Source organism: Runella sp. R5_40, assembly GCF_057652295.1.
Genome location: NZ_JBYFCH010000006.1, coordinates 89,637 through 109,907, shown reverse-complemented (window position 1 = coordinate 109,907; position 20,271 = coordinate 89,637). Strand labels below are relative to the sequence as shown.

Sequence of the window (20,271 nt, the reverse complement as noted above, 5' to 3'; positions counted from 1 at the left end):
AGAGGGTAGAATGTCGAATTTTAGGTGAGCGTGAGTTCATCCAAAATCCGTGAATATCCGTCCAATCTGTGTCATCCGTGTTCCAAAAAAAACAGTAACTTTCAACAAAAGAAGCGCATTTTATCCAATGAAAAAAATCATATTTTTAGTACTTTTTCCTTTCCTTATTCACGCCCAAACGTTCAAAAATCCGTTGTTGCCCGCGGGAGCAGACCCTTGGTCGATTTACAAAGATGGGTTTTACTATTACATGCACACCACGGGCAAAAATCTGAGCATTTGGAAAGTAAAAACCCTAACCGAACTTGCCTCTGCCTCACCGACGGTGGTTTGGACACCGCCTGCAACGGGGCCTTATTCTAAAGAAATCTGGGCACCTGAATTGCATTTTCTCAAAGGCAAATGGTACATCTACTTCGCGGCCGACGATGGTCACAACCGCAACCACCGCTTATTTGTGCTTGAAAATACCTCGGCAGACCCCACACAGGGAACGTGGAACATGAAAGGCCAACTCAAAACGCCACAGGATAAATGGGCGATTGATGGCTCGGTGTTTGAGCACAAAGGGCTGTTTTACCTGACGTGGTCGGGCTGGGAAGGTGACGAAAACGGGCAACAGTCGGTGTATTTATGCAAAATGAGCAACCCGTGGACCTGCGTAGGCGAACGAATCAAAATCTCAGAACCTCAGTTTTCGTGGGAAAAACACGGCACCATCAGCCGTCCTGGCCCCGACGATAAGCCGCTGGTGTTGGTCAACGAAGGACCTCAATTTTTGAAAAGCCCCAACGGTCGGGTCAATATCATTTTTTCTGCCAGCGGCTGTTGGACAGACTTCTATTCATTGGGGATGATTTACGCTTCTCCCAACGATGATTTGATGAAACTTGCCTCGTGGAAAAAACATCCAACGCCCGTGTTTTGGGCCGAAAATACCAAAGGCACGCACGCGGCTGGCCACAACAGTTTCTTTAAATCGCCAGATGGACGTCAGAATTGGATTCTGTACCACGCCAACAGCGAAGCAGGTCAGGGATGTGGTGGTAAGCGTTCGCCTCGTATTCAGCCGTTTACGTTCTTGAAAGACGGCACGCCTTCCTTTGGTTCGCCTGTTTCGACTGACCAAGAGATGACAGCACCGAAGTAATGTTTTTATTTCAACCATATAAGTCATATAAGGGCATATAAGAGAGAAACTTATAATCTCTTATATGACTTATATGGTTCAAAAAATCTACTTCATTAAAGGCGGCACATAAAACTTCCACGAAGACTTATAATCGGGCGAAAGCTTTTTGTTGGTCATCACGGCGCGTACCATGTCCACGGGCAATGAATTTTGCTGCATGATGGCATCGTGAAACTGCTTGTAAGTCATCTTTTTGGAATCAACCAGTTCTTTTTTGAGGGCATAAAACTGGAACGCTCCCGTCATATACGCCAACTGATAGAGCGGCTCGTACCCACCGACAAACGAGCGGCGTACCTCTCCCTCAGCATTGGCACGCTCGTGCCCTACCCTGTCCACCAAAAAGTCAATACACTGCTGCGGCGTCCATTTTCCCAAGTGATAATTGAGCGAGAAGATAATCCGAGCGCAACGGTGCATTCGCCAAAACAACATCCCTACGCGGTCTTCGGGCGACTGCGGAAAGTTCATGTCCCACAAAATCATTTCCCAATACAAAGCCCAGCCTTCGGTCCAAAATGGCGTACGGAAACGACGGTATGTTTTGTAACGGTTGTTCATAAATCCTTGTAAGTGGTGCCCCGCAATCAGTTCGTGGTGAACGGTAGCACGCGAAAAATGAGGGTTATTTCCCCGCATACTCATCAATTTATCTTCGTGCGACATGGCGGCCGTAGGGTACGAAATCAGAATCGTTTCTCCGCCCAAAAAGAACGGGCTGAACTTCTGGCGCTCGGCCGACATCATCGCCATCCGCCACGTTTCTTCCGCAATTGGCGGAATCGTGATCAAATCATTCTTTTTAAGAAAATCGACCGACTCGTTGTAAAGTCGCAAAATCATGGCAGGTTGTTCGCCCACGGGCACCATCGAATTTTTTACTTTTTCCTGTGCTTTTTTCCAATCATCCCCAAAGCCCATTTCGCGGGATGCTTTGAGCAACTCACGGTCACACCACGCAAATTCTTTGTTGGCAATGTCAATGAGCTCTTCGGGCGTGTACGAAATAAATTCAAATTCGAGCTGTCGGATAAGTTCATCACGCCCCACAGCCACGCCATTGATGCCACTTCCGTCGTCTTTTGTAGGGGCAGCTACTTTGGCTTTTTTGGCAAAAAACGAGGCATAGGACGTCAACGCACTATCAAGTTTTTGGTACGGCTGTGGCACCCACCACGTAAAATCGGGGTCGTAGGCATTATAAAACTCAAACACACTTTTCATCGCCGATTTTAGCCCCGTGGCCGTTCCTGACGCTCGATCGGCCAAAATTGGATCAATTTTATCGAGTTTTTCGACCATTTTTCGGGCTTCTGCCACCTCACGCGCCAGGGCGTTTAACTCAATGGCTATTTTTTCACCCTCTACCGACGTACCCCGACGGCGCGATTTTTCTAAGGCATACATACGGTCGGCAAACGGAAACCACGCTTGGGTCTGCGAAACTTCGTTGGCTTCTTTGGCCAATTCACGTAAATCCACCTGCAAATTGCGCTGAAACAATAGGTAATCGACCTGACTATCAACGGGCAGTTTATCAAAATCTAATTTTTTCAGTTGTTGGAGGTAATCGGTCGAAAGCCGTTCGAGACGTTGTCGGCGTTCGGGAGAGTTTTCGATGACGTAAAAACGGATTAGGCTTCCTCGGTCGGCGGCGTAATTGGCCATCAAATGATGCACGTCGCTGGTTTGTTTGTATAAAGAAGAAAGAGGAGCGGGTTGTGCCAGTACGATTGCGCTGGTACTCAGCATCAACGACGCACACAGCAACACAGGTCTAAGTTGGAGCATAGAAAAGGGAGAGTTTGTGAATGAATGTGTGAATTTAGGCCAAATTCTTCATACTATTGCACCTTCGCACAAAAAGCTTTTGGGATGTTATTTGACCAAATTACCCTCATTGATTCCTGCCGCCTTACCGAAGAAGGTGTTCAAGAAATTGCCACTTTTTCCCGCCAACCTCTGCTTCGTTACTACGACGTCCCTACTTCTTTTGGTATTTTCGATTCGGATGGTATAGGCACTCATTACCAACCATTTTCGGAGCTCAATAATGTTTTACTATACCCGCGTTCGGCAGGTTTTACGAAGGAATCTAAAGTGCGTTTGACACAAAAAGTGATTGCTAATCTGACGTCATTTTTGGAGTAATGGCGTCGCAGACGCGAGGCTCGTACCTGCCGTGCCTGCGGTTACTCCTAACCGCAGCAGGGTTTCTCAAAACCCTGTTGCTGCAAAAAATGCGTCGAAAACACTAGCTTCGGAGAAGCATAACAAAAACCAACAAGTCATGCTTCTCCGAAGCGAAATAAACTACTAGTACACTAATAGTGCGTGCCTGCGGTTGCTCACAACCGCAGTACATTTCTTATTTAATATATCTAAAATCCTCGTTTCCTTTGAGTTGAACGAGCACCTCATACATGAGATTGATTACATTTTGCACGTCATCTTTGTGAACAGTTTCAACAGTGGTGTGCATGTATTTCAATGGCAATGAAATTAAAGCTGAAGCAACTCCTTCGGTTGCGTAGGCAAAAGCATCGGTGTCTGTGCCCGTCGAGCGGCTTACAGCTTGGCGTTGGAACGGAATCTTTTTGTCCTCGGCAACCCCAATCAGCATATCCAACACGTTGTTTTGCACCGCAGGGCCGTAGCACAATACAGGCCCGCCGCCGCACTTCATGTCTCCTTGTTCTTTTTTCTTGTACATCGGCGACTGCGTATCGTGCGTTACGTCGGTACAAATAGCCAAGTCGGGTTTCAGACGGCGCACAATCATCTCGGCTCCGCGCAGCCCAATCTCTTCCTGAACAGCATTGACGATGTAGAGCGTAAAAGGAAGTTGAACGTTATTTTCTTTCAAACGACGCGCCACTTCTGCAATCATAAATCCACCCATGCGGTTGTCCAACGCACGTCCTACGTAATAGCGATTGTTCATTTCAAACAACCCATCCGAAAACGTAGCAACCGTACCCACGTGGATGCCCATTTCTTCTACTTCTTTTTTGCTGCTTGCCCCTACGTCAATCGTCAAATCAGCCACTTTAGGAGCAGCTTCTTTGGCAAGGTCGCGCACGTGAATGGCAGGCCATCCAAAAACTCCTTTGACCGTGCCCTTTTTTGTGTGCAAATTTACCCGCATCGACGGCGCAATCAGCGCATCCGAACCCCCGTTGCGAATAACGTAAATGTAGCCATCTTCCGAGATGTAATTGACAAACCAAGAAATCTCGTCCGAGTGTGCTTCAATCACCACTTTATACGGCTGGTCGGGATTGATTATACCCACGGCCGTTCCGTACGTGTCCACGAGGTAATCGTCGATGTAAGGCTTCAAATAATCCAGCCAAATTTGCTGTCCCGACGATTCAAAACCCGTCGGAGAAGCGTTGTTTAAGTAATTATAAAGGAATTCGGTGCTTTTGTCTGACATGATGTTTTTGTTATTTAACTCACTACTCATTTTTATAAATACAAATTTAACGAAGCGCTTGACACTCTCTCGCTGATATACTGCTCAGAACCAAAATTTACTCTTTTTTTCGTCGGTAAAAGCGAGCGCCTTTCACTACATCTACCAACGTATAATGCTCCCGAACATATTTTGCGATGATTGGAAATTTTTCGTGGCGGTAGTTCACATTGTCAGGAACATAAATGGTTGACACGGGCGCCACCATCGCGTCTAGGAATAACGCGGGTTTATTTTGGTCCAAATCATCAATCAATTCGCGTTGACGGTGGGTTTGCAAGGGGCTTTTGGTATAAATCCAGTACGAGTGCGGAAGGCGGTTACCCGCTGGCAAATGTTCATACACAAAAAAACGGTCGGCATATCCCCAAATTGTCATTGTCTCGTTGGGGCCAATGTGCGCGCGTATTGCCTTACGGATTAGTACGTCTGACTTAGGCAATTTCGGGATAGTTCCAAGAGGAAAATTCACCGCATTTCTGGCACCTTCCAAAGCAATTGCCAAAAGGGCAATTGTCCACAAGCTAGAAAACATTTTTGGCGAAAAGTACAGCGAGCAAAAACCCGCCAACACGACCGAAGGAACAAACAAAAACAATAAATAATGGTCAAACGGGTTTCCTGCTTGTAAAACGGCGTACAAACTTACCAAGGCCACTGCCACCGAAAGGCCAATCACGGAGCGAGTAACCCCTACGCTCTGTGAGGGAAATCGTAAAAACTGAACAACCCCTGTCGTGATTAGCACCATTTGAACTATCCAAAAAACACGGGTAGCCGCAGGCTGAAGCACAAATCGCCCAATGGTAAGTGGACTGAAACGGTTGCTGGTTTCTAGTTTTGAATGAACAGTAGAAAAGGAGTAGTAATAATAATTCCAGAAATAATCATTCCAGAATGTCTCCAGTTGGTCGTAATGATAATAATACCCATTTACCAACAAAAGCGGCAAAACCCCGCCTCCTATCAGCGCCAAAAGGCGTTTCCATTGTTGGGTTTTGAGGAGAAAAAAAACGAGGAAAAGCGCCAAAATCAATCCCATCGGAATGGTTTGAAACTTGGCAAACGGCAGAAGCCCCAGCCACACTCCTAAGAGGAAATAACACCACGAAGGATAAGCGCTGTCTTTCAGTTTGATAACCGCCCAAAAGCCCGCCGTCAGCATCAGAATACAAACGTGTTCTGAATTGTAGGTCATAAAACCAGGCCATACATGAAACGCTTGGAAGAGCAGCAGAGGAGTGGTAAACAAAAATGACCGTGCCGAAGAAAACCAATGTTTGAAAATCAGAAAAACAAACGTCAGCGTCGCGACCCAGAGCATGACCCCAATCCCGTCGGCCAGTGCCCAATCTACGTTGATTCCTGCCATTTCGGCCACCGCCAAAGGAAGTACCGTGAGTGGGCGGCTGTCGGAGTAATTGAGTAAGGTCCAAAGCGGGCGGTCAGCGTGCGCTGTACTGATGGCCGAACTAATCCAGGTACTCGTATCTACATCCAGTTCGGTTGGAATTTGATAAAACCACCTAATGGCTATCAACACGAGTAAACTACTGACGAAGAGGATATTCCACCAAGTTTCAGCGCGTTTTATTGTCATACTTTCTTAGGAGCCATTGTCACAAAAACCGAACTTCCGAAAGGGCCTTTGCCAATGATACTTTCTTCAATTTTTACCAACCAATACAGCGTATTATTGATGAAAGACGGCGGAACGGCCACATCAGACGACTCTTTACTGAGGTCAATCCACCCCCGTTTCATCTGAAACCGTTGCCATGCCCGTACAGCCATAATGAGTGGCGATAAAAAGAAACTCCAGTAGGTAGCGTAGGTCACTTCCAAATCGGCGGCTTTTGCCAACCTTTGCATGTCTTCTTTGACAAATCTTTTTTGTCCTCCCACCACCACATCGTGTACTCCCGCAAAAGCAGCGTGGGCATTATTATTGGTAATAAAAATGCCGTTTGGGGCCAATTTGGCCTTAATAGCGGTTAAAACATCTACAATAACTTCATCCGAAAAATACGTAAAAACGTCATTGCAGATAATAACGTCAAACTTTTTTTCGGGTTTATAAGCGGCAATTTTGGTTAGGTCAAAATACGTCACATCCAAGCCGCGCGACTGCGAAAACTTGACGCCATCTTCCGAATAATCAAACCCTTCGATGGCCTTAAAACCTTGCTCTTTTAAATAAATCAACATTCCGCCCGTTCCACATCCTGCGTCCAAAATCGTAAGGTTTGTTGGGTTCGTAAAATGTTGTTTGATACGCTCGGTTGCCTTCTGGTGCAGCACTTTGTACCACCACAATTGGCGCTCAGCGTTGAACATCCGTTCGTATTCGTCCTGTTTACCTATCATCGCAATCGCGTTAAAAATTCTTATTTTTTTATTTGCGGCTCCTTTGTAACCACCATTTTTTCCACGTACTGTGGCAAACCGCTTTGGGCCATAAAAATACGACCAATGTATTCCCCCACAATTCCTAAACAGGTCAAAATCAATCCACTAAAAAAAGTAAGCAGAATGAGTACCGAATTGAGGATAAAAAACTCAGAATGAATGGCGTACAACACCAAGTCTATCAACACTGCCAATAGTGAGAAGCCCGAAAAGGCCAAACCCGTGGCCGTCAACAACCGCAAAGGTTTGAGCGAATACCCAAACAAAATCGTCATAAAGAGCGACGTAAGTTTGCGCAACGTATAGCCCGACTCCCCTTCTTCGCGGGCATTGTGCGACACCTGCACGCGTCCCACGTTGCGGGTGACTCTAAAAATCAGGCCGTCGAGGTACGGATACGGGCCTTTGTATTTGATAATTTCTTGAACGACAGCTTGATTAATCAACTTGAAACTCGACAAGTACAAATCGTTGGGTTTTTCGAGTAACCACGTAGTCACACGATTGACCAGCCAACTGCCAAAATTTCGAAACCAGGAGTGTTTTTTGGTGGCATAAAATGAATATACCACGTCGTAATCACCCTGTTGAGCCGTTTCAACGAGTTTTAAAATTTCGGTAGGAGGATTCTGAAAATCGTCGTCAATCATCACACAATAATCGCCCGAAGCATGGTTCAAACCGCACATGACGGCATTGAACTCCCCTGAATTACGACGCAATGAAATAAATTTCACTTCCGAAAAACGCTTTGCTAATTCCGTGCATACTTGCTCCGAACGGTCGCGACTACCGTCGTTGACCAACACGATTTCGAGGGTGGTTCGGTTCAGCGTTTCCAGTACATGCTCAACGAGTCGATTAATCGTCTGTTCGCTGTTATAGACGGGAATGATAACCGACAGCAGCATGGGGTTGATAGACAGATTGGTTGATGACTTGAACAATATGGCGCGCCTCTTCGTCGGTCAGCGAAGGATTCAAAGGAAGACTAATCACTTCATTGTGAATCTGTTCCGAAATGGGCAAACTCAAATGATTGTATTCCGAATAGGCTTTTTGTTTGTGCGGCGGAACGGGATAATGCACCGTGGCTTGAATGCCATTTTCCATCAAATAATCAATGAATTGTTCCCGTTTTGGGTGGCGAACCACAAACAAATGCCACGCATCTTCGTAAAGCGTTTTGAGGCTCGGAAGCACCAAATCAGGATGTTTTATTTCAGACAAATAAAAGCGTGCTAGTTCGCGGCGGCGCTGATTTTCCGTTTCTAAATATTTCAATTTCACGTTCAAAATCGCCGCTTGCAATTCGTCCAAACGACTATTGGTTCCTACGTGGTCGTTGTAATACTTGATAGTGGAACCATAATTGCGCAAGCTGGCAATTTTGCGAGCCAAGTCAGCATCGTTGGTTGTAATCGCCCCCGCATCGCCGAGTGCTCCCAAATTTTTGGTAGGATAAAAACTGAAGGCTGCCGCATCCGACAAATTCCCCGCTTTGTGACCCTGATAGGTAGCCCCGTGTGCTTGCGCTGCATCTTCCACAATCTTCAAGCTGTATTTGCGCGCAATGGCCCAAATGGGTTTCATATCACAGCATTTTCCGTAGAGATGTACGGCTAAAATGGCTTTGGTACGAGGCGTAATTTTTTCTTCAATCTTACGTGGGTCAATGTTGAACGTCTTGGGGTCTGGTTCTACCCAAATCGGAGTTAAACCCAAAGAAGTAACCGAAAGAATGGAAGCAATATAAGTATTGGCAGGAACGATTACTTCACTTCCTGCTGGAAAATCAAAAGCTTTAAAAATAAGTTCTAAGGCATTGAGTCCGTTGGCAACTCCCAAACAATGAGACGCTCCACAGTACGCCGCCCAATTTTCTTCAAACGACGCTACTTCTTTTCCCAGAACGTACCATCCTGACTCCGCCACGCGTTGCATCGCTTCCGCTATTTCAGCCTGATACGGCTGATTTGTACGTTTAAGATCAAGATGAAGTATCATGGTTTTTCAAAGAAATAGTCGTTCTTATCGTAGTATTGATTTGACATCACCAACAGTACCGCATCTGGCGTAAATTGATCCATAATATGCCAATCTCCTGGATGTAAAATGAGTGCTTGCGAAGGCGAATTAAGAATATACGTATCTTCCTGTCCACTGTGACTAACCTGAACCCGACAACTCCCTGCTACTATTATTAAAGCATTTGTCGCTGTAAAATGGCCATGTTTTGCACGCTCTTGGCCATAAGGAACCCCGTAAATATAAAAAGCTCGTTTTATATCTCCTGGTAAAATTTTCTCAAAAACGGTCAATTTCCCTTCATCTTCTCCGAAGGTACTTAAATCTATCAATTGGGGCATAATGGGGTAAAGTAACGCTGCTAGATTAAAAGGGCATTAAAAATCCCCTAAATAAACACAAAATTTTTGAATCTACCTTCCTGTTAGCTTTGTCTAGGGATATTTTTAACCTTAAATTAAAAAACGAAAAAGGAGCATTTCTGCTCCTAAAACCTTGTTTTTAGACTCGATTGGGGTCTGGATGCACCCATGAGCCTCGGTAGGGTCGAACCAATTTTTTTGTTGCTTCGGCATCACCTACAACCACCCGTTTTTTAGGATCATATACCAAAGGACGCCCTAATTCCATCGACATATTGGCAAGAATACAACTAGCCGTCGAAATGTGTCCTTCTTCAATATCTGCCACTGGGCGCGAATTATTTTCAATAGCCGCAATAAAATCAAGCATGTGTAAGCGCGTCGCGGGGGCGGCATTTAGCTCAATGCGTTCTTCGGTCAAATCTTCGGGGTATTTTTCTTTTTCATACACCACATCTTTATGAATCTTTTCACCCTTTCCTTGTGGAATAAAATCATACGCCATCGTGCTTGCCCAAAGCGTCCCTTTTTCGCCGTAGAGCGTAAACGACCACGGATAATCGGGGTTTGCGGGTGTTCCCCACGTGCGGTGTTGCCATACACAGTTCAGTTCGTCGTACTCAAAAATCGCCGACTGCGTATCTGAAATATTTGATTTACCTTCTTTTTGCACATAAATTCCCCCCGACGATGTAATGCGCTTAGGCCAGCCCAAATGCAACATCCATCGCACGGTATCAAACATGTGAATACACATATCGCCCATGATACCATTTCCGTATTCTTTAAACGTCCGCCACCAGCGAATGTGCGGCAAACCATCGTACGGGCGCATTGGGGCGGGGCCTGTCCACATTTCGTAATCAAAGAAGTCTGGAACGGCTTGTACAGGTGGATTTCCGTTGTTGCGCATGTGATAATAACAGCACATTTCTACGTGCGATATTTTCCCCAACAAACCTGCATCTACAATGTTCTTTTTGGCCTCAATCAAGTGCGGCGTACTTTTCCGCTGAGTACCTACTTGTACCACTCGCTTGTACTTACGGGCAGCCGCTACCATCGCTTCCCCTTCCATTACATCGACACTAATCGGCTTTTGTACATACACGTGCGCTCCCGCCTTAACGGCGTCAATCGCTTGCATGGCATGCCAGTGGTCAGGACTGCCAATCAGCACAATATCGAGTTTGTTTTCGGCGAGCATTTTGCGGTAATCGCCGTACAAAAGGGGCACTTTGCCTGATTTCTGGCGTTGACTCACCAGCTTCCCAGCGGCTTCAAGCATGTTTTTGTCCACATCACAAAGGGCTACTACCTCTACCGAAGCCACTTGAATAAGGCGGAACAAATCACTTTTTCCGTACCAGCCCGTTCCAATCAAGGCAACGCGGTACGTTTTGGCAGGATTATTCAAATTCAAACCACTAGCATCTAGGGTGGATAATGCTATAGAAGCCGAAGTCCCTTGAAGAAATCGACGACGATTGAGCGTAAAATTATTCATTTGTGGAAAAGGAGCGGTTTCGTATTGGATTGCTTGTTTATGGAAATAAAGTCCAGCAGGTTTTGCAATTACTGCAATATGAGTCATTTATTTGTCTATTGTACCCACAACCTCCCCAAAACTGATGCCCACGACCTACATCCCAGCCCTCAAATATCATTTTCTAACGCCTTTCTACGATTGGTTTATCCGATTGACCATGCCTGAGCTAAAAGTCAAAAATCGTTTGATTTACCAAGCACAACTTCAGCCTAATGAAAAAGTATTAGATTTTGGCTGCGGTACTGCTACCCTAACGCTACTCATCGAAGAACGGTGTAGTAGTGGTACAGTTATTGGCTTAGATACTGACCCGCAGATATTGGCCATCGCTCACAAGAAAATCAGTCAAAAAAAGTCAGCAATTACGTTGTTAACCCATGAAGGAAGTACCCTCCCTTTCCCCGACTGTGTCTTTGATAAAGTTTTATCTTCTTGGGTATTTCACCATTTGACTACTGCCCAGAAAATAACAGCTTTTAAAGAAATCAATCGGGTACTGAAACCACAGGGAGAGTTGCACATTGCGGATTGGGGGAAATCAGAAACCGTGCTGATGAGGTTTTTATTTTTTGTGTTACAGGTGTTTGACAATTTTTATACCACCAACGATAATGTCGAAGGAATACTCCCTGATTTAATGCAAAAAGCGGGTTATAAAGAGGTGGAAATTCTTGGAAATCAATCCACTCTCTTTGGAACATTATCTTATTTTAAAACAGTTAAGTGCTCAAGCTAGCTCATTTTTCGATACGCCTCAAAAACGTTTCCATTCATCACGGGATCGGTAAAAATTTCTAACAATTTGGCTTTGCCATTTTGAAGCAAAAATTGCTTCCAGATGGACTCAAATGCGTCTTCTCGGACAGTGCCAGTCAAAACAGCAGCCATCATGTCCTGGTGATTATTTGTATTATTATCCAAAGCAAAATAGGTCATGCCTGCATCCTCTGCCGAATTACGTGCCGATGTATGGTGACGCGTTTCAAAATATTGCTCCAGTTCGGGTTGTGCCGACGGCCCATCAATCAACCTAAAAATATTTCCACCGTTATTATTAAAAAGTACAATGCGCAGGTTTTCAGGAAGATGTGGATGCCAAAGCGCATTGCGATCGTAAAAAAACGAGACATCGCCCGTCAGCAAAAACACCAACTTATCGGTCATCATCGCCGAACCGACGGCCGTACTTGTGCAACCATCAATCCCGCTCGTACCACGATTGGCAAACACTTCAACTTGGGTGCTTGTCCCCACTAAGTTTGCGTAGCGCACGGGCATACTGTTGGCCAAATGCAAGACGCAATTTTCGGGCAACGAACGCATGAGAGAATCAACCAACGTAAATTCATTCCAACGGGTTTCTTCGCGGAAAAAATGTGCAAGTTTCCGTTGGGCGTTACGGTCGGCTTGCAGCCATTTTTCGCGGTATTGGGTCCGCTCTTCACTGTCATCATCTTGATGCACAAACTGCTGGTAATCAATATCCTCTAGCAATTTTTGAAAGAAATAAACTGGCTCCACGGGCACTTGCAACGACAGGGTTTGAAAGGTATCTATCAGCTGCTCGGTGGGTTTGATGTGCCAATGGCGCGCGGGAGCAAACTTGCGCAGGAACAGTTTCAGGTTTTTAGAAATAAACGAATCCCCCACGGTGATTAACAAATCAGGCTGTAAATCAGCCAATTGTTCGTGATTTTTTGGCCGCAAACACACATCATGGTGGCGAACAAAAGCATCGTCGGCAGGAATGTTTGAAATAATATCCCCCAACACGGGCACGCCCATTTCTTCGCTAAATTCTTTTAAAATTTTCCATAAAGTTGATTGAGGCGGAAGCTGTCCTACCGCAATCAGTACGCGAGACGTATTTTCAAACTCCTCTTGCAAACGGTGCCACGTTTCGGGAGAAAGGGTCGGTTGCGTTGTAAGTCGCTCGACCAAACGGACGTTGCGGTCGTAGGTGATTTTTTCGTTGGCCGTGGGATAAAACGGTTCGCGAATCGGCACGTTGACGTGTACAGGCCCTTTGGGGTACGTTTGGGAAAGATTTATCGCTTCGTTGAGCACGCGTTCGATGTACCAATTGGTATCAGGATGGGCATAATCCGCAGGAAGTTCAAACGACTTTTTGACGTGCTTGCCGTACAACTCATTTTGGTAAATGGTTTGCCCGTCTTGTTGGTGTATCCATTCTTTGGGGCGGTCGGCGGTCAACACCAGTAACGGTATTTCTTGAAAAAACGCTTCCACTACCGCAGGGGCAAGGTTATAAGCCGCACTGCCTGAGGTACATACCAAAGCCACCGTTTGGCCGCTATATTGTGCCATGCCCATACCGACAAAACCCGCCACTCGTTCGTCAGGAATTACTTTTGTTTTTATACTACGATGGCGCGCAAACGCCAAGGTAAGCGCCGCACTTCGCGACCCTGGTGAAATCACTACGTTTTGGACTCCTTTACGGGCGCAGAGTTCGGCGATGTTATTGATGGATTGAAGTATCATATCGGTATTGCCGTCGTGCTTTTCACTTCCGACATCACAAAAAAACTGCTGATGTGCGAAATGGCTTTAAAACTGGCTAATTTTTCTTGGTAAAAGGCGTGGTAGCTCTCCACATCGGTGGCCACGATTTTAATGAGGTAATCAAACGTCCCCGACACCACGCAGCATTCCACCACCTCAGGCATTTGAAGCATGGCTTCGTTGAACTCACGAAAGTTTTCATGTTGCTGCTTATCGAGGGTTACATTACAATAAACCACCAAGCCTTTGTTTAGTTTTTTGCGGTTTAGCATCGTCACGTATTTTTCGATGATGCCTTCCCGTTCCAGTTTTTTGATGCGGTCATGAACGGGCGTAATGGAGAGATTAATCTGCGTCGCAATCTCTTTGATTGTCAGCTGTGCATTGGTTTGCAGCAGCCTCAAAATCTGCAAATCGGTATCGTCAAGATGAACCATACTAAAGGGGGCGAATATTTTTCGTCTTTCAATCAAAATTCAGTTCAATAATAGAAATTTTTCATCTTTTTTTCGATAAATAAGTTTTATTTTCTTATTTATTTTTCAATAACAGAAAATATTTTCGTTCGCCGTAATTTTGTACCGTATTCCAAAAGTCAACATTCTGACACTTATTCTAAACCAATTACGACAATGATTATCGGCGTACCTAAGGAAATCAAAAACAACGAAAACCGCGTAGCGTTGACTCCCGCAGGAGTAGCAGAATTTCGTAAAAATGGCCATCCCGTTTACATACAGTCAACGGCAGGGGTAGGTAGTGGATTTGAAGATTCGGAATACGAAAAAGCGGGCGCAACCATCCTCCCAACCATTGAAGCGGTGTACGAAATCGCCGAAATGATTGTAAAGGTGAAAGAGCCGATTGCGTCGGAATACGCATTAATCAAAGAAAATCAATTGCTGTTTACGTACTTTCACTTTGCTTCGTCGGAGCCTTTGACGCACGCAATGATTGAACGTAACGCCGTATGTTTGGCCTACGAAACCGTAGAAAAAGCAGACCGCTCGTTGCCACTTTTGGTACCTATGTCGGAAGTAGCAGGTCGGATGGCGATTCAGGAAGGTGCCAAGTATTTGGAAAAACCAATGGGCGGACGCGGTATTTTGCTCGGCGGGGTAGCAGGCGTAAAACCTGCCAATGTATTGATTTTGGGCGGTGGAATTGTAGGAACTCAGGCGGCCAAAATGGCGACAGGCTTGGGTGCTAACGTGACGATTGTGGACGTAAACTTGAACCGTTTGCGTTATTTGGAAGATGTACTTCCTGCCAATGCCGACACTGTGATGTCGAACGAGTACAACATTCGTCAATTGGTTTCACAATCTGACCTTATCGTAGGAGCCGTGTTGATTCCTGGTGCGAAGGCGCCTCACCTCATCACGCGTGACATGCTTTCGTTGATGAAAAAAGGAACGGTATTGGTGGACGTGGCCGTTGACCAAGGCGGATGTATTGAGACTTGTACGCCGACCACACACGAAAATCCAACGTACGAAATCGACGGTATTGTTCACTACTGCGTAGCCAACATGCCAGGAGCCGTACCTTATACGTCAACACTTGCTTTGACCAACGCGACCTTGCCATACGCAATTCAATTGGCAAACAAAGGTTGGCAACAAGCTTGCACTCAAAACGAAGAATTGAAAAAAGGTCTAAACGTCGTAAATGGCAAGATTGTTTACAAAGCCGTTGCCGATGCGTGGGGCTTGACATATACTCCCCTTGAGGAAGTACTAAATTAAGAACTGGTGGGTTAATTTTTTATAAATTGAGATTGATGTCTGAAAAGGTCGAACACAGGTTCGGCCTTTTTTATTTTACATGAATATGTATTTGGAAAAGTCATTTTTTATGACAACATTATCATCGTTTTTTACAACGTTATAAACCAAATATCGTGTCCGTTATGAAACCATTTTTATGCTCCGCCATGCTGCTATTAGCAGCTTTCTGCACTTCTTTTGGGCAAAATCGCCTTAAATTTCACCGCATACAGGTCAACATTGACCCTTATCAATTGGAAAAGTTGTTTAACGATGGCCTAGAAATTGACCACTTTAGTTTTGACAAAAAAACGTTAGTGGCCGAAATCTCCGATAACGACCTACGGGTCTTTCGCAAACATGGAATAAAAGTAAACTACTTGATTGAAGACCTTGAAAAATCGTATCAAGCTTTCAATCTTAAAATGGATGAACAAAACCGCAAGATAGGTCAAATGGCCCGAACAAGTGCCGTACCAACTCCCGCTAACTTTGGTACGGGAAGTATGGGTGGTTTTTACACTTTTCAACAGTTAGAGGCTATTCTTGACAACATGCGAGCACTCTACCCTAACCTGATTTCCTCCAAAGTTTCGATAGGAAGTTCTGTGCAGAGCCGCCCCATTTACATGGTCAAAATCAGTGACAACCCCGACGTAGATGAAAACGAGCCTGAGCTCATGATGAATGCCCTCCACCATGCCCGTGAACCTATGAGCCTTACCCAGCTCGTATTTTTTATGTGGCACTTACTTGAAAATTACAACACCGACCCCGAAGTCAAGACGTTACTCAACAGCTCAGAACTCTACATTTTGCCTTGCCTCAATCCCGACGGCTACGTCTATAACCAAACCACCAACCCCAACGGCGGAGGAATGTGGCGCAAAAACCGTCGGCTCAATTCAGGTGGCTCGTACGGGGTTGACCTAAACCGCAATTACGGCTACAATTATGCGCTAAACAATACAGGCTCCTCTCCCACCCAAACCTCCGATACCTACCGAGGTACCGCCGCTTTTTCGGAACCAGAAACCAATGCCGTCAACCTGTTTTGCCAACAACATCCGTTTGTTACTACCATCAATTTTCACTCCTACGGCAATTATTTAATCTACCCTTTTGAGAGCCTCAACCCCAACAATAATCCCGAACAAGCGCTTTTTCAGCAAATTAGCACCTATTTCACCCAAGAAAATGGCTTTGTAGCAGGCAATGCCTACCAAACGGTGGGTTATACGGCCAACGGCACCGCCCCCGACTGGGAATATGGCCAACAAACAAGTAAAGTGAAAATGTTTGGATTTACCCCAGAAGTAGGAAGTTCGTCTGACGGATTTTGGCCTGCCTCTACGCGCATTGTTCCGTTGTGCAATAGCACTATTGATATGAACAAGAAAATTTTGCGTGTTTCAACCTTCTATGCTACTGCTACCGACAATGGCCCCGCTACTTTTGCCAGTACCAATAGTACCCTTCAGTACACGTTCAAAAACTTTAGCCTCAAAAATGCGAGTTATACCGTTAGTATATCGTCAACGAGCCCGTATGTTACCTCGGTAGCTGCTCCTAAAACCTATACAAACGCTACCGTTGGATTTTTACAAACCCTCAATGATGGCATTGGTTTTACCATAGATTCCGCCACGCCACTAGGCACAGCCATTACTTTTACCATCAGTGTTGATAACGGAATGCACGTTCAGCAACAAACCGTTACCAAAACCTACAACACACCTAGCTGCCCCACGCCCACCAGTGTAACGGTTACGAACCTTAGTAGTTCTACCGCAACCGTTTCGTGGGCAAGTGTCAGTGGTGCCTCTTCTTATACCTTCGATTATCGCCCCACGGGAAGCAGTACTTGGCAAAGTTCAACTTCGACCAATCTTTCCAGTGCTTTAGCGGGATTAACGTCATTTACGACCTACGAATACAGCGTCAAGGCCAATTGCCCTTCGCTCTCAAGCACAGCCGCAACCTCTACCTTCCAAACTTACTGTCCAGGCAGTACAAGTGCTTCTAGTACTTGTTTTCCTGCCCAATGTTATTCTGACGCAGGGGGTATTGTAACCGTTGAAGCTGAAAATTACAACACGGCTGCCGCAGGAACGGGTTCGGCAGCTTCACGTTCTTGGTCGTCGTTTTCCAACTCAAGTGCTTCGGGCGGCGTAGCTATGCGCGTAACGGGGACTGGTGTAAACACAGGCACAAGTCTAAACGGCCCTCGCCTCGACTACGTACTCAATATCAGCACGCCCGGCACGTATTATGTTTGGGTTCGGATGTCAGCAGGGTCAAGTACCACCTCCGACGACGCATTTTATGTAGGTCTCAACGGGGTTTCTGTTTCTTCTAACTTTACCAATGGTATCAATAACAACGGAGGCACAGCGTGGACGTGGGTAGGAGCCGTTAGTGCCGTTCGGGTTACGGCCAATGTCACTACACCGGGCTACAACGTGCTCAACATCTGGATGCGCGAAGATGGCATACGCATTGATAAAATTGTGGTGACCAACAGCAGCAGTTTTACGCCCACGGGAACAGGGCCTTCACAGAGCACTCCTTGCCATTCGGCTACGACACGCTTGGCTGCGGAAGCATTGGATATAAGCACCGACGAAGACGTAAAAGCATTTCCAAACCCTTTCCAACATACTTTAAAAGTGAACTGGAATCATGCCACTGAGCCTGTAAAGGAACTTATACTGTATGGTGTTGATGGCCGTACTATCTACCAAAATGCTACACTCGATGGCCTTTCTGAACTTGAAATTGCGACTTCGCATTTGGCAGAAGGGAGTTATTTACTGCAAGTACAATTCCCTAGTCGGCGGCGCACCCTTAAATTAATTAAGAAGAATTAGTTACCCCCTATAAAAAAACATGGCCCCGCTCCAATGGAACGGGGCTAATGCCAAATTACCCTACTCTATTATTATACTTAATTTGACATCAAACTCCATGCCAAACAAGTTTCTTAAACGACATAATTTATTATTTTAAGACACCTTCCAAATCGGCAGGTGAATAAAAAATAGATTTGAGCGTTTTGTTATCGGCGGTACGGTACACCAAATACTTCCCTGCATCTTCGACATAATAACATTCCGTGCCTTTGTCTTGGAAGTGTTTTACGGTTGCTTGGGCTTCTTCCTCGGTGTTGCAAGCTTTGCTCATATTGGAGCGCTGAACTTCGTCAAACAATGCTTTGAACTGTTCTCCCAAACCAAATTCAAGAACTGCTCCTGATAATACATACTGAATATCGGCAAGTGCATCGGCCACCCCAACAATATCCTTTTCTAAAATAGCTACTTCCAATTCTTTTAACTCTTCGGCGATAAGTGCAACGCGCAATTTACAGCGGTCTTCAGAAGGAATTTGGGGAGTAGAGAGAATAGGATGTTTGAAGGTACGGTGAAACTCAGCGACTTGATTGAGACAGTCTAATTTTTCCATGCTTGGGACGAGTGTGTTGGTGACTAACGTTGCCCAAAAGTAACATTTTTTTGAGTAAGGTGGCTAACTTCTCTAAAATACCTACTCAACTAACGCGGACGTTGTTTTTTGAAACTTGCGGAACAAGTACCCAAAAATCGTACGTTCATCCGTAACGATATTGGCTTTACCTAGCATACCAATGTTGAGGCGGCCGCGCAGTTTTTGTAAGTCTTCGACTTGTACCCGCACGTTGAACATTCCCTTTTCGTTAGGCGTCAGCGATACTTCTGATACCATGCCCGTTGCTCCGCCCCATTCGTACACGGGATAGGCATCCAGCTTCATCACCACTTCTTGTCCCACTTTTACTTTGCCAATTTGCGACGAATTGACCTGCGTATAAGCGTACAAAGGAGCGTCTTCATAAATCATTTTGAGCAAAATAGTACTTGGAGCTACTTCTTTATCCCCTTCAAACACAAACGAAACAGTGCCGTTGTGCTTGGCTTTTAAGAGCAAATGATTGTCGGCTGTCGTTTCAAAAACTCCGTAAGTTCCCTTCAAACGCTGCTGCACCGACGAATAACTTCCTTTAAGGCGGTCGCCTTCGAGCAAATGGTCGTTGCTATTTTTGGTAATTTGTTTTTCTAAACCAGTTATTTCCAATTCTTTAGAAGCGATGTCGCGCTGCAGTAGGTTACGGTTTTCCAAATAACTTTGGTAAGCAATTTCTTGCGCATTTTTGGAACGCAAGGCATTCGTTTCGTACTGATTAAGTTCGTTTTTACTCACATCTCCGTTTTTGTATAATTCCTGATTTACTACAAAAAGGCGTTTCGTTTCTTGCGCTTCGTGGGCTAGTTTTTGCGATTCCGACACCCATTTCTGCTCGGCAATGGCTAACTGTGATTTTTTCAACGCAATTTCTTCTCGAATCCGCTGAATGTTGACTTCGATAATCTGCCGTTCATTCTTCGTTGCCACTGATTTAAACTGTTCAAAACTTTTCAAATGGGCTTGGGCAGAAGTCAGGTCTGCCGTCAAGGCGGCAATGTCGGGAGCGCTGATTTCAAGAACCGTATCGCCTGCCTTTACTTGCTGACCGTTATGAACGTGTACCCGCTCCACATAAACCGCCGATGGAAAACGATAAATGTCTTCGGTCACTTCTGATTTTAGCACAAACGGGGTTTGGATGGTATCGGGCAAAATAATCAGTGCGCCTGCCAATACGCCCGTCAGGGCAAAAATAACGGCCCACCACCCCATTCGGCTGAGGGCTTTGATGCGCAAATCGGCCACAGGCGCGTCGTCAACGTGGTACAAATCTTCGTATTGCGTGGCTTGAAGGTCTTGGAATGCTGGATTATTCATGGCTCATTGAGGTTTATAATACATTTTGGTTGCTTTGCGTCTGACTATCGTCTGACGCGTACTAGCCGTCAGACGATAGTCAGACGGTCGCTGTTTGCTCTCTGTTCGGTCTGACAACTTTTTGTTTTTGCGTCTGA

17 protein-coding genes are annotated in these 20,271 nt (G+C 45.5%); 5 read left to right on the top strand and 12 right to left on the bottom strand.

Annotation, left to right across the window (positions count from 1 at the left end; translation table 11 throughout):
- The first annotated feature begins 127 nt into the window (after positions 1–127).
- Positions 128–1,150: a glycoside hydrolase family 43 protein gene (locus AC23N5_RS13175; RefSeq protein ID WP_487755941.1), complete on the top strand. Its 1,023-nt coding sequence runs from the start codon at positions 128–130 to the stop codon at positions 1,148–1,150.
- Between the two features lie 87 nt (positions 1,151–1,237).
- Here AC23N5_RS13175 and AC23N5_RS13170 read toward each other — a convergent pair whose 3' ends face one another.
- A complete protein-coding gene (locus AC23N5_RS13170) occupies positions 1,238–2,983 on the bottom strand; it encodes a DUF885 family protein (protein ID WP_487755940.1) in 1,746 nt (581 codons plus the stop codon).
- A gap of 84 nt (positions 2,984–3,067) precedes the next feature.
- Between AC23N5_RS13170 and AC23N5_RS13165 the strand changes: the two genes are divergently transcribed.
- Positions 3,068–3,343 (top strand): hypothetical protein, encoded by a 276-nt coding sequence (locus AC23N5_RS13165; RefSeq protein ID WP_487755939.1) that lies wholly within the window; start codon positions 3,068–3,070, stop codon positions 3,341–3,343.
- Between the two features lie 217 nt (positions 3,344–3,560).
- Here the strand turns inward: AC23N5_RS13165 and AC23N5_RS13160 are convergent, their stop codons facing one another.
- From AC23N5_RS13160 to AC23N5_RS13130, 7 genes are all read right to left on the bottom strand, one after another.
- Positions 3,561–4,631, bottom strand: a complete 1,071-nt coding sequence (locus AC23N5_RS13160; RefSeq protein ID WP_487755938.1) for a M42 family metallopeptidase — start codon at positions 4,629–4,631, stop codon at positions 3,561–3,563.
- Between the two features lie 97 nt (positions 4,632–4,728).
- Positions 4,729–6,270 (bottom strand): hypothetical protein, encoded by a 1,542-nt coding sequence (locus AC23N5_RS13155; protein WP_487755937.1) that lies wholly within the window; start codon positions 6,268–6,270, stop codon positions 4,729–4,731.
- Positions 6,267–7,037, bottom strand: coding sequence for a class I SAM-dependent DNA methyltransferase (locus AC23N5_RS13150; protein ID WP_487755936.1), 771 nt, complete (start codon positions 7,035–7,037; stop codon positions 6,267–6,269). The genes AC23N5_RS13155 and AC23N5_RS13150 overlap by 4 nt, the downstream gene beginning before the upstream one ends.
- Positions 7,038–7,057: 20 nt before the next feature.
- The gene (locus tag AC23N5_RS13145) at positions 7,058–7,990 is read right to left on the bottom strand and encodes a glycosyltransferase family 2 protein (protein WP_487755935.1); all 933 of its coding nucleotides are present in this window, start codon (positions 7,988–7,990) and stop codon (positions 7,058–7,060) included.
- On the bottom strand, positions 7,959–9,086 hold the full coding sequence (locus AC23N5_RS13140) for a DegT/DnrJ/EryC1/StrS family aminotransferase (protein WP_183970886.1): 1,128 nt from the start codon (positions 9,084–9,086) through the stop codon (positions 7,959–7,961). The genes AC23N5_RS13145 and AC23N5_RS13140 overlap by 32 nt, the downstream gene beginning before the upstream one ends.
- On the bottom strand, positions 9,083–9,448 hold the full coding sequence (locus tag AC23N5_RS13135; RefSeq protein WP_183970885.1) for a sugar 3,4-ketoisomerase: 366 nt from the start codon (positions 9,446–9,448) through the stop codon (positions 9,083–9,085). Before AC23N5_RS13135 ends, AC23N5_RS13140 begins: the two co-directional genes overlap by 4 nt.
- A gap of 160 nt (positions 9,449–9,608) precedes the next feature.
- On the bottom strand, positions 9,609–10,976 hold the full coding sequence (locus tag AC23N5_RS13130) for a Gfo/Idh/MocA family protein (protein ID WP_487756100.1): 1,368 nt from the start codon (positions 10,974–10,976) through the stop codon (positions 9,609–9,611).
- A 124-nt stretch (positions 10,977–11,100) separates the two neighbouring features.
- Here AC23N5_RS13130 and AC23N5_RS13125 point away from each other — a divergent pair, with 124 nt between their 5' ends.
- Entirely contained in the window at positions 11,101–11,754 is a 654-nt protein-coding gene (locus AC23N5_RS13125) for a class I SAM-dependent methyltransferase (RefSeq protein ID WP_487755934.1), read from the top strand.
- Here AC23N5_RS13125 and menD read toward each other — a convergent pair.
- Positions 11,751–13,523, bottom strand: a complete 1,773-nt coding sequence (menD, locus tag AC23N5_RS13120; RefSeq protein WP_487755933.1) for a 2-succinyl-5-enolpyruvyl-6-hydroxy-3-cyclohexene-1-carboxylic-acid synthase — start codon at positions 13,521–13,523, stop codon at positions 11,751–11,753. The two genes, AC23N5_RS13125 and menD, sit on opposite strands and share 4 nt — an antisense overlap.
- Positions 13,520–13,981, bottom strand: coding sequence for an Lrp/AsnC family transcriptional regulator (locus tag AC23N5_RS13115; protein ID WP_122934045.1), 462 nt, complete (start codon positions 13,979–13,981; stop codon positions 13,520–13,522). The genes menD and AC23N5_RS13115 overlap by 4 nt, the downstream gene beginning before the upstream one ends.
- Before the next feature lie 195 nt (positions 13,982–14,176).
- Between AC23N5_RS13115 and ald the strand changes: the two genes are divergently transcribed.
- Together ald and AC23N5_RS13105 are read left to right on the top strand one after the other, a co-directional pair.
- On the top strand, positions 14,177–15,292 hold the full coding sequence (gene ald, locus AC23N5_RS13110) for an alanine dehydrogenase (protein WP_487755932.1): 1,116 nt from the start codon (positions 14,177–14,179) through the stop codon (positions 15,290–15,292).
- A 164-nt stretch (positions 15,293–15,456) separates the two neighbouring features.
- Complete coding sequence (locus tag AC23N5_RS13105; RefSeq protein WP_487755931.1) at positions 15,457–18,183, top strand: M14 family zinc carboxypeptidase; 2,727 nt, start codon at positions 15,457–15,459, stop codon at positions 18,181–18,183.
- A 130-nt stretch (positions 18,184–18,313) separates the two neighbouring features.
- Here AC23N5_RS13105 and AC23N5_RS13100 read toward each other — a convergent pair whose 3' ends face one another.
- The gene (locus AC23N5_RS13100) at positions 18,314–18,778 is read right to left on the bottom strand and encodes a pyrophosphohydrolase domain-containing protein (RefSeq protein ID WP_122934042.1); all 465 of its coding nucleotides are present in this window, start codon (positions 18,776–18,778) and stop codon (positions 18,314–18,316) included.
- Positions 18,779–18,859: 81 nt separating this feature from the next.
- A complete protein-coding gene (locus tag AC23N5_RS13095) occupies positions 18,860–20,134 on the bottom strand; it encodes an HlyD family secretion protein (RefSeq protein WP_487755930.1) in 1,275 nt (424 codons plus the stop codon).
- Positions 20,135–20,271 lie beyond the last annotated feature (137 nt).

Bases quoted from the DNA above. Each gene is read 5' to 3' on its own strand.
- AC23N5_RS13095 (WP_487755930.1), bottom strand. From the start codon at position 20,134: ATGAATAATCCAGCATTCCAAGACCTTCAAGCCACGCAATACGAAGAT.
- AC23N5_RS13115 (WP_122934045.1), bottom strand. From the start codon at position 13,981: ATGGTTCATCTTGACGATACCGATTTGCAGATTTTGAGGCTGCTGCAA.
- AC23N5_RS13105 (WP_487755931.1), top strand. From the start codon at position 15,457: ATGAAACCATTTTTATGCTCCGCCATGCTGCTATTAGCAGCTTTCTGC.
- AC23N5_RS13175 (WP_487755941.1), top strand. From the start codon at position 128: ATGAAAAAAATCATATTTTTAGTACTTTTTCCTTTCCTTATTCACGCC.
- menD (WP_487755933.1), bottom strand. From the start codon at position 13,523: ATGATACTTCAATCCATCAATAACATCGCCGAACTCTGCGCCCGTAAA.
- AC23N5_RS13140 (WP_183970886.1), bottom strand. From the start codon at position 9,086: ATGATACTTCATCTTGATCTTAAACGTACAAATCAGCCGTATCAGGCT.
- ald (WP_487755932.1), top strand. From the start codon at position 14,177: ATGATTATCGGCGTACCTAAGGAAATCAAAAACAACGAAAACCGCGTA.
- AC23N5_RS13150 (WP_487755936.1), bottom strand. From the start codon at position 7,037: ATGATAGGTAAACAGGACGAATACGAACGGATGTTCAACGCTGAGCGC.
- AC23N5_RS13160 (WP_487755938.1), bottom strand. From the start codon at position 4,631: ATGTCAGACAAAAGCACCGAATTCCTTTATAATTACTTAAACAACGCT.
- AC23N5_RS13170 (WP_487755940.1), bottom strand. From the start codon at position 2,983: ATGCTCCAACTTAGACCTGTGTTGCTGTGTGCGTCGTTGATGCTGAGT.
- AC23N5_RS13165 (WP_487755939.1), top strand. From the start codon at position 3,068: ATGTTATTTGACCAAATTACCCTCATTGATTCCTGCCGCCTTACCGAA.
- AC23N5_RS13145 (WP_487755935.1), bottom strand. From the start codon at position 7,990: ATGCTGCTGTCGGTTATCATTCCCGTCTATAACAGCGAACAGACGATT.
- AC23N5_RS13155 (WP_487755937.1), bottom strand. From the start codon at position 6,270: ATGACAATAAAACGCGCTGAAACTTGGTGGAATATCCTCTTCGTCAGT.
- AC23N5_RS13135 (WP_183970885.1), bottom strand. From the start codon at position 9,448: ATGCCCCAATTGATAGATTTAAGTACCTTCGGAGAAGATGAAGGGAAA.
- AC23N5_RS13130 (WP_487756100.1), bottom strand. From the start codon at position 10,976: ATGAATAATTTTACGCTCAATCGTCGTCGATTTCTTCAAGGGACTTCG.
- AC23N5_RS13125 (WP_487755934.1), top strand. From the start codon at position 11,101: ATGCCCACGACCTACATCCCAGCCCTCAAATATCATTTTCTAACGCCT.
- AC23N5_RS13100 (WP_122934042.1), bottom strand. From the start codon at position 18,778: ATGGAAAAATTAGACTGTCTCAATCAAGTCGCTGAGTTTCACCGTACC.